The organism is Amycolatopsis sp. DG1A-15b (genome assembly GCF_030285645.1).
In the GTDB taxonomy this organism is placed as follows: Bacteria; Actinomycetota; Actinomycetes; order Mycobacteriales; family Pseudonocardiaceae; genus Amycolatopsis.
Genome location: NZ_CP127296.1, coordinates 7,335,203 through 7,347,930 on the forward strand (window position 1 = coordinate 7,335,203; position 12,728 = coordinate 7,347,930).

14 protein-coding genes are annotated in these 12,728 nt (G+C 70.0%); 3 read left to right on the top strand and 11 right to left on the bottom strand.

Annotation, left to right across the window (positions count from 1 at the left end):
- Positions 1–3: 3 nt before the first annotated feature.
- Positions 4–810, bottom strand: a complete 807-nt coding sequence (locus tag QRY02_RS33680) for an Abi-alpha family protein (RefSeq protein WP_285986831.1) — start codon at positions 808–810, stop codon at positions 4–6.
- Positions 811–892: 82 nt separating this feature from the next.
- Between QRY02_RS33680 and QRY02_RS33685 the strand changes: the two genes are divergently transcribed.
- Positions 893–1,726 carry a maleylpyruvate isomerase family mycothiol-dependent enzyme gene (locus QRY02_RS33685; RefSeq protein ID WP_285986832.1) on the top strand — a complete coding sequence of 278 codons (834 nt, stop codon included), beginning with the start codon at positions 893–895 and terminating at the stop codon, positions 1,724–1,726.
- A 35-nt stretch (positions 1,727–1,761) separates the two neighbouring features.
- Here QRY02_RS33685 and QRY02_RS33690 read toward each other — a convergent pair whose 3' ends face one another.
- The 3 genes from QRY02_RS33690 to QRY02_RS33700 form a co-directional block, all read right to left on the bottom strand.
- On the bottom strand, positions 1,762–2,088 hold the full coding sequence (locus QRY02_RS33690; protein WP_285986833.1) for a hypothetical protein: 327 nt from the start codon (positions 2,086–2,088) through the stop codon (positions 1,762–1,764).
- A gap of 103 nt (positions 2,089–2,191) precedes the next feature.
- The gene (locus tag QRY02_RS33695) at positions 2,192–2,599 is read right to left on the bottom strand and encodes a LapA family protein (RefSeq protein ID WP_285986834.1); all 408 of its coding nucleotides are present in this window, start codon (positions 2,597–2,599) and stop codon (positions 2,192–2,194) included.
- 46 nt (positions 2,600–2,645) lie between these two features.
- The gene (locus QRY02_RS33700; protein ID WP_285986835.1) at positions 2,646–3,785 is read right to left on the bottom strand and encodes a dipeptidase; all 1,140 of its coding nucleotides are present in this window, start codon (positions 3,783–3,785) and stop codon (positions 2,646–2,648) included.
- 99 nt (positions 3,786–3,884) lie between these two features.
- On the opposite strand from QRY02_RS33700, the gene QRY02_RS33705 reads away from it, so the two are divergent.
- Both QRY02_RS33705 and QRY02_RS33710 read left to right on the top strand, forming a co-directional pair.
- Complete coding sequence (locus tag QRY02_RS33705) at positions 3,885–4,331, top strand: MarR family winged helix-turn-helix transcriptional regulator (protein ID WP_285986836.1); 447 nt, start codon at positions 3,885–3,887, stop codon at positions 4,329–4,331.
- A 47-nt stretch (positions 4,332–4,378) separates the two neighbouring features.
- Positions 4,379–4,759, top strand: a complete 381-nt coding sequence (locus QRY02_RS33710) for a VOC family protein (protein ID WP_285986837.1) — start codon at positions 4,379–4,381, stop codon at positions 4,757–4,759.
- A 31-nt stretch (positions 4,760–4,790) separates the two neighbouring features.
- Here the strand turns inward: QRY02_RS33710 and QRY02_RS33715 are convergent, their stop codons facing one another.
- The 7 genes from QRY02_RS33715 to QRY02_RS33745 form a co-directional block, all read right to left on the bottom strand.
- Positions 4,791–5,711 (bottom strand): S41 family peptidase, encoded by a 921-nt coding sequence (locus QRY02_RS33715; protein WP_285986838.1) that lies wholly within the window; start codon positions 5,709–5,711, stop codon positions 4,791–4,793.
- 10 nt (positions 5,712–5,721) lie between these two features.
- Positions 5,722–6,576 (bottom strand): amidohydrolase family protein, encoded by an 855-nt coding sequence (locus tag QRY02_RS33720; protein WP_285986839.1) that lies wholly within the window; start codon positions 6,574–6,576, stop codon positions 5,722–5,724.
- Positions 6,573–8,117, bottom strand: coding sequence for a benzoate-CoA ligase family protein (locus tag QRY02_RS33725; RefSeq protein WP_285986840.1), 1,545 nt, complete (start codon positions 8,115–8,117; stop codon positions 6,573–6,575). Before QRY02_RS33725 ends, QRY02_RS33720 begins: the two co-directional genes overlap by 4 nt.
- Before the next feature lie 8 nt (positions 8,118–8,125).
- Positions 8,126–9,547, bottom strand: coding sequence for a benzoyl-CoA 2,3-epoxidase subunit BoxB (gene boxB / locus QRY02_RS33730; RefSeq protein WP_285986841.1), 1,422 nt, complete (start codon positions 9,545–9,547; stop codon positions 8,126–8,128).
- A gap of 5 nt (positions 9,548–9,552) precedes the next feature.
- A complete protein-coding gene (gene boxC, locus QRY02_RS33735; protein ID WP_285986842.1) occupies positions 9,553–11,172 on the bottom strand; it encodes a 2,3-epoxybenzoyl-CoA dihydrolase in 1,620 nt (539 codons plus the stop codon).
- Positions 11,173–11,203: 31 nt separating this feature from the next.
- Positions 11,204–11,629: a hypothetical protein gene (locus QRY02_RS33740; RefSeq protein WP_285993986.1), complete on the bottom strand. Its 426-nt coding sequence runs from the start codon at positions 11,627–11,629 to the stop codon at positions 11,204–11,206.
- A gap of 80 nt (positions 11,630–11,709) precedes the next feature.
- Entirely contained in the window at positions 11,710–12,612 is a 903-nt protein-coding gene (locus tag QRY02_RS33745; RefSeq protein WP_285986843.1) for a GNAT family N-acetyltransferase, read from the bottom strand.
- Positions 12,613–12,728 lie beyond the last annotated feature (116 nt).

A 12,728-nucleotide genomic window follows, 5' to 3' on the forward strand; every position in this document is an offset into this window, starting at 1 on the left:
GGGTCAGCCGAGGCTGTGTGGCCGAGAAGCGGGGTCGCAGGCCTGCCAGAACTGGGCGCCGAGGCGCGAGACGTGGATCGTCCGCCGGACGAACTTCGCGCGCCGGACGTGCTTCTCCGCCTCGCGCACCGTCTCGTCGGTCATCAGGATCTCGTACTGCGTCTCCAGCGACGGCACCTCTTCGTCGAGGTCGACCAGGCCGAGCCCGATCAGCCGGGTGACGTAGCCGGGCACCTGGTCGGGCAGCGACACCCCGGCCGCCTTGCCGACCGTCGAGGCGTTGCGCAGCACGACCCGGCCGTTGCCGCCGAGGCCGGTGCGCTCGACGACGTCGACCGCGGGGAACGGCGAGCCGTCGGACAGCGCGGCCAGGATCCGGGCCTCGTCCGGGGTCAGCTGGCGCAGGATGATGGCGTAGAAGTACTCGCGGGCGCGCTCGCGGCCGAAGCCGATGGAGTGGTTGAGCAGCTCGGCCATCGCCGCGCGCAGCGGCTCGGCGTGGTTGTCGCGCACCGGCACCAGCGTCACGGCGGCGGGCACGTTCCCGGGCACGGCCGGGCGGTTCATCGCCGACGCCGCGGTGAGCGCCGCGTGGTACGGGTCGTCGACCTCGTCGAGCCGGCGGCGCAGCTCGGTCAGCAGCTGGCGCTCCACCTGCCGGACGCCGCGTTCGGCGGTCTCGACGCCGGGCAGCTTGCGGCCGAGCGCGAAGCCGGTGCGTGCGGCCCAGCCCGCCAGCTGACCGGCGCGGCGGGCCAGGTCGGCCACGTCCTCGGCGGCACCCCGGCCGTTCGGTCGCTCTGCGTTCACCGGCGGACTCCCCTCTGCTTACGCGCTGATGCTACCTGCGGGTAGGCCGAATGGAGGTGTGATGTTCCTGTTGGATGCACACATGAGTCCGACGCGCTGGGGCCCGCCGATCGACGTCCTCCCGTACTTCTCCAAAGAAGAACAGGCGCTGATGACACTGCTCGGAGCGCTCACCGAGGAGGACTGGACGCGGCCGACCATGTGCGCGGGCTGGACGGTCAAGGACGTCGCCGCCCACCTGCTGGGCGACAAGGTCGGGCGGCTGTCCCGTGGCCGCGACGGGCACGCGTCCGACGGCCCCCGGCCGGGTGAGGCGTTTCCCCGGTTCATCGACCGGATCAACGAGGAGTGGGTCGTCGCGTGCCGCCGGCTTTCGACGGATGTCCTGCTCACGATGCTGTACGAGTTCATGGGCCAGACGACCGAGTACTGGGCCCAGCTGGACCTCGACGTCCCCGGCATGCCGGTGAGCTGGGCGGGCGACGAGCCCGCGCCGCGCTGGCTGGACGCGGCCCGCGACTATTCGGAGTTCTGGGTGCACCACGTGCAGATCCGCGAGGCACTGGAGCACACGCCGCTGGAGGCGGAGTACGCCGAGCCGATCGCCGACACGTTCATCCGGGCGCTGCCGCACACCCTGCGTGCCGTCGACGCCCGCGTCGGCAAGCAGGTCGGCTACACGGTGACCGGCCGGGGCAAGTGGCACGCGCGCCGCGAACGCGACGGCTGGGTCCTCGACCGCGGCGCACCGCCGTCCCGCACGCCGCTGGCCACCGTGACGACGGACCTGGACACGTTCTGGCGGCTCTGCACCCGCAACGCGGCGGACCTCGAGCGGGTGCGGACGACGGGGGACGAAAACGTTTGCGCGCTGCTACTCGGGATGACCTCGGTCATCGTTTCCGAGCCGGGCTGAGCCCGGCGCTGACGGGCAGCGCCGGGCGCCCCCCGTCAGTACTTCCGGACGTTCGGCCACGCCCCGTTCACGCGGACGGTGCAGCTGGCCGACACGGTTCGCGACCCCCACGGGTCGAGCGGGTACCAGTTGGTGTGGTGGTCGGCGTTGACCGGGCCGACGCCGCAGTTGTAGCCGAGCCGGACCTGGCTCTTCTCCGAACCGCCCGTGCAGTCCATCCAGGCCGCCGTGTTCGCGTAGTGCGCGGTGCAGCTGGCCAGGCTCTTGACGGTGGCCCCGTCCGTCGCCGCCGTCGCCACGGCAGCGGGCCCCGCCACCACCAGTGCCGCGGTCGCCGCGACGATGACCGATGTTCGACGCATGATCCTCAACCCCTCTTTTCGACTGGCCGTTCGACGAGGAGTGTCGTCGCCGAAGGGTCTCGCCGGAGGGTGCTGAGATCTGGGTCGAACAACGGTCGCCGGGTCAGCGGCGGCGCGCCTGCTTCCGCAGCTGCAGGATCCGGGCGCCGCCGATCAGCGCGACCAGCGCCGCGCCGCCGATCGCCGAGAACAGCATGGCGATGGCCAGCGGCAAGCTGCCTTCGGCGCCGAAGAACCGCACCGTCGCCGGGTCGAGGTTCTGCAGGATGAAGACCAGCAGCACGACCAGCACGAGCAGGCCGGCGATGACCGCGACCCAGGTGCCGCTGATCCGCGTCGGCCGGGCCTTGCCCGCGGGTTTGGCCGGCGCCGGGCGCACCGGCGTCACCTCCTCCGCGCCGGGCCGGACGTCGCCGGCACGCAGCTCGGCGGGTTCCAGGGCGCCTTCGGGCAGGTCTTGGTGGGTGGGACCGGTGGGGCGGTCGGCCGCGCCCCCGCGCGCGTGCGTCATGTGCTCAGTGTCCGTCCGGCGCGCGCGGAGCGCCGCCTCAAACCCCCTAACGGGCGAAGCCGTCGACCTCCCGCAGGACGCGGAGCGTGTTCCGCCCGGCCAGTTTCGCGCAGTCGTCCTCACTCCACCCCCGCTCGAGCAGCGCGGCGAACAACACGGGGTACTTGGACGTGTCCTCCAGTCCCTCGGGCAGCGAGCCGACGCCGTCGTAGTCGCCACCGAGGCCGATGTGGTCGATGCCGGCGACCTCGCGGGCGTGCTCGACGTGCGCGACGACGTCCTCGACGGTGGCCAGCGGCTTCGGCGGGCCGGCCCACTCCTGGACGAACTTCCCGCGCAGCGTCAGGTTGCGGTACTCCAGCCCGGCTTCGGCCATCGCGGCCTCGAGCTGCTCGTTCCACGCGGCGACCTTCGGCGAGACGAACGCGGGCACGAAGGTGATCATCGCGACGCCGCCGTTGCCGGGCAGCTTCGCCAGGACGTCGTCGGGGATGTTGCGGGGGTGGTCGTTCACCGCGGTGCAGGAGGAGTGGCTGAAGATCACCGGCACCGAGCTGACCTCGATCGCCGCCCGCATCGTCGACGGCGCGACGTGCGACAGGTCCACCATCATCCCGATCTTGTTCATCTCGCGCACGATGTCGCGGCCGAACTCGGTGAGACCGCCGTGGGCCGGCTCGTCGGTGCCCGCGTCGGCCCAGGTGGTGTTGAAGTTGTGCGTCAGCGTCATGTAGCGGACGCCGAGGCGGCGCAGGATTCGCAGCACGCCGATCGACTCGGCGATGCTGTGCCCACCCTCGGCACCGAGCAGCGACGCGATCCGCCCGTCGGCGAACGCGGCCTCGGCCTCGTCCGCGGTGGTGACGAGCCGCAGCCGGTCGGGGTAGCGCTCGACCAGCTGGTGGACGACTTCCACCTGTTCCAGGACGGCGGTCACGGCACTGTGGCCTTCGAACTCACAGGGCACGTACACCGACCAGAACTGCATGCCGAGCTTCCCGTCGGCGAGCTTCGGGAAGTCGGTGTGCAGAGCGGGCTGCCGCACGGTCAGGTCGAGGGACGCGACCGCCTCGACCGGGTTCGGGCCACCGTGCTGCCGCAGCTCCCACGGCAGGTCGTTGTGCCCGTCGGCGAGGATGACGGCGTCCAGCAGTTGGGTAGCACGCTGTAGTGCCTCGTTAGTCATCGGCCGATCGTAGGGACGTCCGGTATACGGTTCGTACAAACGGGCTGACATCTTCCTCGGAAGAAATAATCCGGCGAGCCGTTGCGGTAAACTTCCCCCGTGGACACCGACGACGACGAGATCGTCACCTGGTGGGGCCTGGTCATCGAGGGTTACCTGGCCACCCAGGACAGGCTGATGGGCGAGATCGCCGACCGCTTCGGGCTCGCGCCCGCGTCGTTCGACATCCTGCTGCGGCTGGTGCGCTCGCCCGAGCACCGGATGCCGATGACCCGCCTGGCCACCGAGGCGGCGCTGTCCAGCGGCGGGTTCACGAAGGTGGCGGACCGCCTGGTGGCGGCCGACCTGATCTGCCGGATCCCCAGCCCCGACGACCGCCGCGTGACGTTCGCGTCACTGACCGAGCACGGCCTTGACGTGGCGAACAAGGCCCGCGCGGCCGCGGCGGACATCCTGCGCCGGATCGTGCTGACCCCGCTCGGTGACGACGCGCCGGCACTCGCCGAAGCGATGCGGGCACTGCGCGCGTTCAACGCCGACCGTTGAAAAAGTCGGCTCACGCCGGATGCCGGTGGCGGCGCACCATGAAAGCCATGCTGACCGAATCGACCATCACGACGATGCTTCCGGTGACCGACAGTGAACGCGCCGGCCACTTCTACGCGGACTCCCTCGGCCTGAAGCAGACGGGGAAGGGCGAAGACGGAACCCTCTACTTCGTGGCGGCCGGCGGTGCCATCGGCCTCCGCCCGATGCCGGCCGGCGCGCAGAGCGAGAACACGGCACTGAGCTTCGAAGTCGGCGACCTGCCCGCCGAAGTCAAAACCCTGGAGGACCGTGGTGTCCGGTTCCAGGACTTCGAGATGGAAGGCCTGAAGACGGTCGACCACATCGCCCAGCTGGGCAACGAGCGGGCGGCCTGGTTCAGCGACTCCGAAGGCAACGTGCTCTGCCTGCACGAGGTCATGGGCTGACCCCCTGGGGGCGCGGGGGTGCCGGCCGGGTTTACCGGCACCCCCGCGTGCGCAGCCACTCCTTCGCCGCGGCCTCCGCATCGGCGGCCGGCTGGTCCGGCGGGATCGGTGTGGTGCCGTAGACCCGGCCGGTCCGGTCGACGTCACGTGCGACGGTCAACAGCAACGTGACACCTCCGCCGAGGTCGACGACGTCGTTGCCGGTCGCAAACCCCGCCGTCGGCGCGCCGAACGAGCGTGCGAGCCCGCGCGTCGCCACCAGCGTCGCTTCCCCGGAACTGACGGTGTCGCCCGAGGTCAGTACGGCGATCGGCCGCCGCTGCAGCTCCACGGGGTTGGGCCGGGCGGACATGGACCGGCCGTCGAGCCAGAACTGCCCGTCGTGGATCTCCCACGCCGTCCGCCCGCCGTCCGAGGTGACGAACGACCCGACCGGACCGTCGCCGAGCACCGGAGCGAGCACCGTGAGCATCGGGAACATCGAGCCTCCGTGGTTCCCCCGCAGGTCGACAATCCAGCCGCAGGCCGACGGCACACCAGCCAGCGCCGCAAACCCCGCGTCGAGGTAGCGGCGTGCCGCGGCTTCGTCCGGGCCCATGCCGGGGAGGCGGAGGGTCGCGACACCGTGTTCGGTCCGCACGGTGGGGACCTCGGTCTCCCAAGCGATGTCATGCTCTGGGTAGAGAAGGATCGTGTGCCGGTCGTGCAGCTCGCTGATCACGTACTCAAGTGCCTTCAGCGTCCCGACATCGGCCCGCGCGCCCCGCGCGAGGTAGACCGCCTCCGCCTCGACACGAGGCCAGTCCACGCCGGCCGCGTCGATGGAGTTCGCCCTGATCAAAGCGATCGTCCGGTGCAGGAACTCGGCCGGCGTGTGCGGCCGGACTCCGGCGGCGCCGCCCGCACAGAAGAGCACAAGCGCGGTTACCAACAGCGATACGCGTCCCCCCATACGGGCCAGGTTACGCCAGTGACGGCATCAGCTTGATCGCGTTCCCCGCCAAAACCCCACTCAGCACGTCCTCGGGCAGCCCGAGCCCGGTCAGCGTCCGGACGTTCGCGGCCACCGAAGGCACGCCCGGCCAGTCCGTCCCGAACACGAACTTCCCCGCCAGCCGCGTCAGGTCGAAGCGCTGGTAGTACTCCGGCAGCTTCTTCGGCGGCAGCCCGGCCAGGTCGAGCCACACGTTTTCCCTGGCCAGCGCCAGGAACGCCGCCACGTCGTACCACCACCCGCGACCGCCGTGGGCGAAGACGAACTGCAGCGACGGGAAGTCCTCGACCACATCGGACAGCAGCTCCGGGTCGCCGAAACTGGTGCGGGAGCCGGGAAAGCTCGACGTTCCCGAGTGGAGGATCACCGGCACCCCACGTTCGAGGCACAGCTGGTAGACCGGGTACAGCTCCTTGTCCGCCGGCGAGAACGCGCCGTGCACCGGGTGGATCTTCAGCGCCACCGCGCCCAGGTCCAGCTGCCGCGCCACCTCCGACGCGGCCGGGTGGTGCAGGTACGGGTTCACGTTCGCCACCAACCGGAACCGCTCCGGGTTGTGCGCCACCAGCGGCAGGTTGTCCTCGATCGGCTGGATCCCGGTCGCCCGCGGGCTGTACTCGCAGAACAGCAGGACCCGGTCGACGCCTTCGGACTCCATCAGCTCGTCCATCGCCGCCGGGATGACCGTGCCGTCAGCCGAGTACACCGAACGCCACGGGTACGACCCGGCGAAGTCGTGCGCCCACTGCAGCCACGCCGGTTTCAGCGTCGGCAGCCGCGGCGTGTGGACGTGGGCGTCGACCACGAAGTGCCCGTCGATCACGGGCTGGGTACCGTCCGGAGCGAGTCGCGGACCAGCTCGCGGATCACGTTGCGGCGGATCTTGCCGGTCGCCGTCTTCGGCAGCTCCGCCAGCTCGACCACCCCGCGCGGGCGCTTGAACGCCGCCAATCCTTCGCGGCAGAATTCGATCAGCTCGCCCGGGTCCACCGCGAACCCGGGGGCGGGGACGACGCACGCCACCGGCTTGTCGAGGCCGTCGGCGTCCGGCGCGGCGACGACGGCGACCTCGGCCACCGCCGGGTGCTGCCGCAGCCGTTCCTCCACTTCGGACGGTGATACCCAGATCCCGCCCGCCTTGAGCATGTCCCCGAACCGGCCGAGACAGCTGTACGTCCCGTCTTCGTTCCGGACGTAGCTGTCACCGGTTCGCAGCCACTCGCCTTGGAACACGAGCTTCGTCGCGTCGTAGCGGGCCCAGTAGCCGGTCGCCGTCGACGGGCCGGCCACGAACAGCTCGCCCGGCTTGCCGACGGCGTCGATCACGGACCCGGCTTCGTCGCGCAGCTGCACGGAATATCCCGGCACCGGGACGCCGGTGCTGCCCGGCCGCACCGAACCGGGCTGGTTCGACAGGAAGATGTGCAGGGCCTCGGTCGACCCGATGCCGTCGAGGATCTCCAGCCCGAAGCGGGCGCGGAACCGTTCGAACAGCGACGCGGGCAACGGCTCGCCGGCCGAAACCGCGTACCGCACCGAAGAAAACGAGTCGTCCGGGACGTCACTGGCGAGCAGCGCCGCGTAGAACGTCGGGACCGCGAAGAACAGTGATGGCTGCTCCTCGCGAACGCGCTTCGCGAACAACGCGGGCGTCGGGCGCGAAGGCTCGAGCAGCGTCGTCCCGCCCGCGCCGAGCGGGAAGAAGCACGAGTTCCCCAGCCCGTAGGCGAAGAAGAGCTTCGGCACGGACAGGAACCGGTCCGACGACGTCGTTCCCAGCACCCCGCGGGCGTAGGTCTCGCAGACCGCGCGGATGCTCGCGTGCCGGTGCATCGCGCCCTTCGGCTGCCCCGTGGTGCCCGAGGTGTACAGCCACAGCGCGGGCGAGTCTTCCCACGTCCGTCCGCTGGGGAGCGACCCCGCCAGCGTCGGCCAGTCATGCGTCCGGACGCCGAACCCGGCCCCGTCGCAGCGGTCGAGCACGACGTCGGTGACCTCGGGGGCGAGCTCCACAGCGGTCACCGCCTGCTCGGCGAACTCCCCGGACACGCACAGCACGCGCGCCCGCGAGTCGGCCAGCACCTGGCCCAGCTCCGGCCCGGTGACCATGGTCGACACCGGGACGGCGACCGCGCCGGCCAGCATCGCGCCGAGGATGCCGGTGAGCAGCTCGACGTCGTCGACCATGCAGAACATAACCCGTTCTTCGGGCCGCACACCGAGTCCGGCGAGGCCGCCGGCGACCCGCCGGGACTCCTCGGCGAGCTCGGCGTAGGTGAGCGATCGCCCACGCGACACGACCGCGGTCGCGTCCGGGTGCCCGGCCGAGAGCAGGTACTCCGCGGCATTGAACCCTGTCGCCACCAGGCCTCCTACGTGAGGTACACGTACTCGTAGTCGATGGGCTTCCCGTTGATGCCCTGCCGCGGCGGCGCGACCCAGCTCGCGATCTTCCCCCGCTCGTACACCGGGCGCATCAGCGAACGGACGAACGTGAGGTCTTCGGTCGTGGGCAGCCACTTGCGTTTGCCTGCCTCCCAGGTCGCCTCGTCGACGATGGTGCCGTCGGGAGTGACGTGGTGGCCGGAGTTTATGCCGACTTCGCGGTTGAAGCCAGGGTGCGGCAAGCGGAACGTGTGGTCGACGCCGGCGTCGGCGAGGATCTTGTTCCAGCGCTTCACGCCGGTCTGGCAGTCGGCCACGTACTCGCTGCGCAGGTCGAGGTTGAGCAGCAGGATCGCCTGCAGCTCCTCGGTCGTCCAGGTGCCGTCGTCGTTGGGGCGGTCGAGGGTGCGGGCGTCGTCGGTGAGCTTGTGGTCGTCCTTGCGGCGGGTCTCCTGCCAGCGGCCCTTCAACCCGGCAGTGTAGTAGTTCGCCGCGTTCGTCGACGTCTCGCTGCCGAACAGGTCCAGGGACACGGTGTAGTGGAAGTTGAGGTACTTCTGGATGATGTCCAGCGGGATGCCGCCGTGCGGGCCGATGTCGTACGTGTCGTGCTCGCGGATCAGCTCGGCGCTGCGGGTCACCACGCGGTCGACGCCGGTGGTGCCGACCATCATGTGGTGCGCTTCTTCCTTGAGCATGAACTCGCAGGTGCGCGAGAGCGGGTCGAAGGAGGATTCCTTGAGCGTGCCGAGCTGGTACTTCCCGTCGCGGTCGGTGAAGTAGGTGAACATGTAGAACGCCAGCCAGTCGGCGGTTTCCTCGTTGAACGCGCCGAGGATGCGGGGTGCGTCGGGGCTGCCGGAGTTGCGCATCAGCAGACCCTCGGCCTCGTCGCGGCCTTCGCGGCCGAAGTAGGCGTGCAGCAGGTACACCATCGCCCACAGGTGACGGCCTTCTTCGACGTTGACCTGGAACAGGTTCCGCAGGTCGTACAGGCTCGGCGCGGTCAGGCCGAGGAGCTTCTGCTGCTCGACCGACGCCGGCTCGGTGTCGCCCTGGATGACGATCAGCCGCTGCAGGTCGGCGCGGTACTCGCCGGGCACCTGCTGCCACACCGGCTCGCCCTGGTGCTCGCCGAAGGCGATCCGCCGGTCCGGGTCGCGCTCGGCGAGGAAGATGCCCCAGCGGTAGTCCGGGACGTTGACGTGGTCGAAGTGCGCCCAGCCTTCGCGGCCCACGCTGACCGCGGTGCGCAGGTAGACCCCCTGCGTCTCCAGCGTCGGCCCCATTTCGCCCCACCAGTGCAGGAACTTCGGCTGCCAGCCCTCCAGCGCGCGCTGCAGCCTGCGGTCTTCGGCGAGGTTGACGTTGTTGGGGATCTTGGCGTCGTAGTCGATCTTCTCGGGCATCTGCGCTAGACCCGCTTCCTGTCGAAGACGGCCTTCTGTCCCGTACCGTAGCGGCGCAGCGCGCCTTCCGGCCCGGATGCGTTCGGCCGGGTGAAAATCCAGTTCTGCCAAGCCGCCAGCCGGCCGAAGATCTTGGTCTCGATGGTCTCGGGACCGACGAACCGGTGGTTGGCCTCCATGCCGGTGAGCGCGTCCGGGGACAGCGACGCGCGGCCTTCGAGCGCGATCCGGATCTCGTCCTCCCAGTCGAGGTCGTCCGGGGCGTCGGTGACCAGGCCGAGTTCGAGGGCCTCGGCGGCGCTCAGCTCGCGGTTCTTCTCGCGCGCGAGCCAGGCGAGGTGGTCTTCGTCGCCGTAGAAGCGGGCCTGCAGGCGGGTCAGGCCGTTCCCCATCGGGAAGGCGCCGAAGTTGGCGTCGGTCAGCTGGATGGCCGCGCGTTCGTCCGAGTCTTCGTCGTCGATCGGCGGCCCGTCCAGGATGTACTGGCGGTCCGCGGCCAGCGCGATTTCCAGCAGTGCCCCGGTGAAGCAGCTGCCCGGTTCGATGAGCGCGATCAGGCTGCGGCTGGTGACGTCGAGCCGCTTGAGCGTCCGCTTGAAGTAGTGCGTGATCTCGTTGGCCAGCCAGTCCTTCTGCCCCAGCACCGCCTGCTCGTGCGCTTCGACCTTCGCCGGGTCGCCCTGCGTCCGCAGGATCCACGTCCCGGCTTCGACCTCGTTGGTGCGCAGCCGCAGGATGGCGTCGTCCAGCTCGCGGGTCATCGCGAGGAACCAGCCGTCCGCGCCCTCTTCGTGCAGGTCGCCCGGGTCGTTCTCGGGACCCTTGACGGTGATCGTGGCCTGGTTCCCGGCCACGTCGATGTCGACATGGCGATGTTCGAGCGGGGTGAGCTCGATGCCGTGTTCCGCCGGTTTTCCGGACCGCCGGGCGAGTTCTCGCGCCTTTTCGAGGACCTTCTCGCGGAAGTCCTGGCGCGGCACCAGTTCGTCGACCAGCCGCCAGTCGACGGCCGTCTTGCCCTTGACGCCGTCCGGGCGCGTGGCGAAGACGTCGGCGAGGTCGCGGCGCACGCGTCGCTTGTCGACGACCCGGGTGAGGCCGCCGGTGCCGGGCAGCACGCCCAGCAGCGGCACCTCCGGCAACGCGACGGTCGAGGAGTTGTCGTCGATCAGGAAGATCTTTTCGCAGGCCAGCGCGATTTCGTAGCCACCGCCGGCGCAGGTGCCGTTCACCGCGGCCACGTAGACCTGGCCGGAGTGCTCGGTGGCGTCCTCCATGCCGTTGCGGGTCTCGTTGGTGAACTTGCAGAAGTTGACCTTCCAGTGGTGCTCCGACGCGGCGAGCATGCGGATGTTCGCGCCGGCGCAGAACACCTTTTCCTTGGCACTGGTCACGATGACCACGCGGACCTCGGGGTGCTCGAACCGCAGCCGCTGCGTGGCGTCGTAGAGCTCGATGTCGACGCCGAGGTCGTAGGAGTTGAGCTTGAGCTCGTAGCCCGGGACCAGCCCACCCCGCTCGTCGACGTCCAGCTCCAGCCAGGCGACCTCGCCGTCCACCCGCAGGCGCCAGTGGCGGTACTCGTCCGGACGGCGGTCGAAGGCAACCGGTGTGGTGGTGGTCACCACTCGATTGTCTACATGAGTCAGACGGACGTCAACGTTGTGTAGAAAGTTGATCTCGGGTGGTCACCCGGTTGAGCGTCGCCCACGCCCAGGTGAGGAACACCCACAGGGCCAGCCCGGCGGCGGCATCGGTGAAGATCGTCGCGAACCAGAACGCCGGGATCCGCGGAACGCCGGTCAGGAAGTGGCCGAGCGTGACCATCCCGGCCAAGGAATAGACCAAGAGGAACGCCAGGGCTCGCGGGTACCGGCCTTGGCCGTACGCGCGGTAGCCGAGCCAGCCGAAGGTCGTGAGCAGCACCCAGGTGCCGGCGACGACGATGCCGCCGGCGAGTGGCGTGATGCCCTGAAGCTGCGGATAGTCCGCGTACCGGACGGTGTTGTGCGCATAGTGGATCGTCGTGCTGAGCAGCGAGAAGCCGAGGATCACGCGAAGCGGTGTCAGTCCCTTGTCCATCACGCCCCCGATTTGATAGATCGCTCTAGCGACGCTACCGCGGGGCGGCCGTGCCCGGCAAGACACGGCCGCCCCGGTTGTCACACGAAGTCGATGCGGTGCTGGACCACCGGGTAGCCGGCCTTGGCGAACGCCTTCGCCATCGGGACGTTGCCGACGTCGGTGCCCGCGACGATCCGGTCCGCGCCGTAGCCCACGAGGTCGTGCGTCGCCTCGACCAGGAGGTCGTAGGCGTAGCCCTTGCCTCGGTGCTCCGGCACCACGGCCACGTAGCCGACCACCGGGTCGTAGACGTTGCGGCTCGGCAGGACGAGGCCGGCCAGCTCGCCTCCGGGCGTGTACGCGAGCCGCCACCAGTCCCGCGGCGCCGGCATCCACTTCATCAGGTCGAGGTCCTCCTGCGCGGCCGCGTCGAGGCCGTGCTCCTCGATGGTCTTCCGCGCGTGCGCGTCGAGGCTGCCGACGTGCACGCGCTTGAAGACCTCGAGGATGACGTCGTCGTCCGGCTCCGGCCGGAACTCGAGCCGTCCGGTCTTCTCCGGCAGGCCGTTTTCCGGGGTCCAGCGGAAGCGGTAGCGCTCGACGAGCTTGCGGTAGCCCGCCTTTTCGGCCGCCTCGACCCGGCCGTTCACTTCGCGGGCGACGTCCGGATCGTCCGGCCACGCCGGTGGGGTGTGCAGTGCGTACTCCGCGCGCAGCGGTGCGGTTTTCAGCAGGTGGACGGCTGCGTCGAAGTCGGTGAAGTCGAACCAGTCCAGGGCGATCGGGGCCTCGTCGCCGGCCTTGGCCCACCAGGCGGCCCGCGCCACGACGACGCCGTCGCGCAGCGCGACCCAGGTCCACTCGGGCCGGTACTCGCCCCTCTTCGCCATCTCGGTGAAGTCGTCGCCGAGCAGCTTGCGGCCGACGAGACCGCGGTCGGGCAGGGAGGTGAACAGTGCTTCTTCGCCCGCTTCGAGCGGGCGCACGACCAGTTCGGTCATGGAAATCCTTCCAGGAGTACGCGCTCCCGGTCAGACAGCCGGCACCCTCGCTGCGGGGTGGGAGCGCGTGATCGGTTGCGTGATCATCGGTCCCACCTCCTTTCGCCGGTCAAGGT

Coding starts and splice junctions, on each gene's coding strand:
- QRY02_RS33695 (WP_285986834.1), bottom strand. CDS start 2,599: ATGACGCACGCGCGCGGGGGCGCGGCCGACCGCCCCACCGGTCCCACC.
- QRY02_RS33745 (WP_285986843.1), bottom strand. CDS start 12,612: ATGACCGAACTGGTCGTGCGCCCGCTCGAAGCGGGCGAAGAAGCACTG.
- QRY02_RS33740 (WP_285993986.1), bottom strand. CDS start 11,629: ATGGACAAGGGACTGACACCGCTTCGCGTGATCCTCGGCTTCTCGCTG.
- boxB (WP_285986841.1), bottom strand. CDS start 9,547: ATGCCCGAGAAGATCGACTACGACGCCAAGATCCCCAACAACGTCAAC.
- QRY02_RS33700 (WP_285986835.1), bottom strand. CDS start 3,785: ATGACTAACGAGGCACTACAGCGTGCTACCCAACTGCTGGACGCCGTC.
- QRY02_RS33690 (WP_285986833.1), bottom strand. CDS start 2,088: ATGCGTCGAACATCGGTCATCGTCGCGGCGACCGCGGCACTGGTGGTG.
- QRY02_RS33715 (WP_285986838.1), bottom strand. CDS start 5,711: ATGGGGGGACGCGTATCGCTGTTGGTAACCGCGCTTGTGCTCTTCTGT.
- QRY02_RS33710 (WP_285986837.1), top strand. CDS start 4,379: ATGCTGACCGAATCGACCATCACGACGATGCTTCCGGTGACCGACAGT.
- QRY02_RS33685 (WP_285986832.1), top strand. CDS start 893: ATGAGTCCGACGCGCTGGGGCCCGCCGATCGACGTCCTCCCGTACTTC.